Consider the following 1246-nt stretch of genomic DNA (forward strand, 5'->3'; position numbering starts at 1 on the left):
CCATCATCGTCAAGGAAGCGCGTATCTCGCCAGCGAGGGGAGTCGCTCGTCCTGCCCCTGAGGTCTACAGCAAGTCGTTGCGTACCCTCTATTCCAGTCGCTCTGTGATTTCTGCCTATATTGGCAGCGGCTTGCAGCTGTTTGTTGGCGGGACCGTCATCGTCTGGATGCCGAGCTACCTCAATCGCTATTACGGTATGGGCACGGAAAAGGCGGGAAGCATAGCCGCCATCATCGTGCTGTGCAGCGGCGCAGGTATGATCCTCTGCGGCATTCTGAGTGACAAACTGTGTCGGGATCGACCGGATCGCAAAATAAGTCTGGCCATCTTCTACAGCCTCAGCAGTTGCGCTTTGCTCTCACTGGCATTCGCCCTGCCGATCGGTATGCTCCAGTTGGTCTTTATCTGCCTCGGTATGTTCATCGCCACCGGCACTTCGGGCCCGGCGGGGGCCATGGTCGCAAACCTGACGAGCGCCAGTGTGCACGGCACGGCCTTTGCCACCCTGACCCTGGCCAACAACCTACTCGGGCTGGCCCCAGGCCCCTTTGTCACAGGAAGGGTCTCCGACCTCATCGGCCTGGATAATGCCTTCCAACTGGTGCCCCTGATCAGCATCGTGGTGGCGGCCGTCTTCTTCTATGCCAAGCGGCACTACCTCAAAGACATGGCAAGGCTGGGAAGTGATCAACCGCAGTCTGTGACTTGCGAACCTGCCGTTGGTAGCCAGACCACGGAGGCTCGGACATGAACAGAATTGTGAAAGTAGAGGTCTATTTTGGCTTTATCTGTCTCAGGTGTCTGCCTGACAAGCGGCAGCTGGGGCAGACATTGACTCTGCTGCATGTCGAAGATGTCGGGTTCTCATCCGACCCGTTGGCGGAACGACCCACAGTAAAAGGAACCGCAATATGAGAGAAAAACGCATCGCCGTTCCGGCCGGGCGCGTACCAGCCCCTGGACAGCGTGTCTTGATAGAGGCGGAGGGCAAGAGCCTGGCGCTGTTCAACGTTGCCGGGCAGTTCCACGCCATTGATGACAGCTGTCCCCATCAGGGGGCGTCCCTGTGCGGCGGTCGACTGGAAGGGGAGGTGATTCAGTGTGGTGCTCATGGTCTGCGCTTTAATCTGCACACCGGCTACCTGCTCAACTCGAGCCAGCTCAAGGTCAGTCGCTACCCTGTCGAGCAAGTAGACGAACAGCTATTTATCGTCATCGAAACCTGGTGAGCGTGAATCAACGGAT

Annotated in this window: 2 protein-coding genes; both read left to right on the top strand. The window is 57.9% G+C overall.

The window, feature by feature from the left end:
- Positions 1-752 (top strand): MFS transporter (locus CJP72_RS24835; protein WP_162383892.1); only part of this gene is annotated, 752 nt, incomplete at its 5' end.
- A 160-nt stretch (positions 753-912) separates the two neighbouring features.
- Complete coding sequence (locus CJP72_RS24840; protein WP_162383893.1) at positions 913-1230, top strand: Rieske (2Fe-2S) protein; 318 nt, start codon at positions 913-915, stop codon at positions 1228-1230.
- The last annotated feature ends 16 nt before the right edge of the window (positions 1231-1246 follow it).

The sequence above is a fragment of the Citrobacter sp. NCU1 genome, assembly GCF_010231475.1.
GTDB lineage: Bacteria > Pseudomonadota > Gammaproteobacteria > Enterobacterales > Enterobacteriaceae > Citrobacter_D.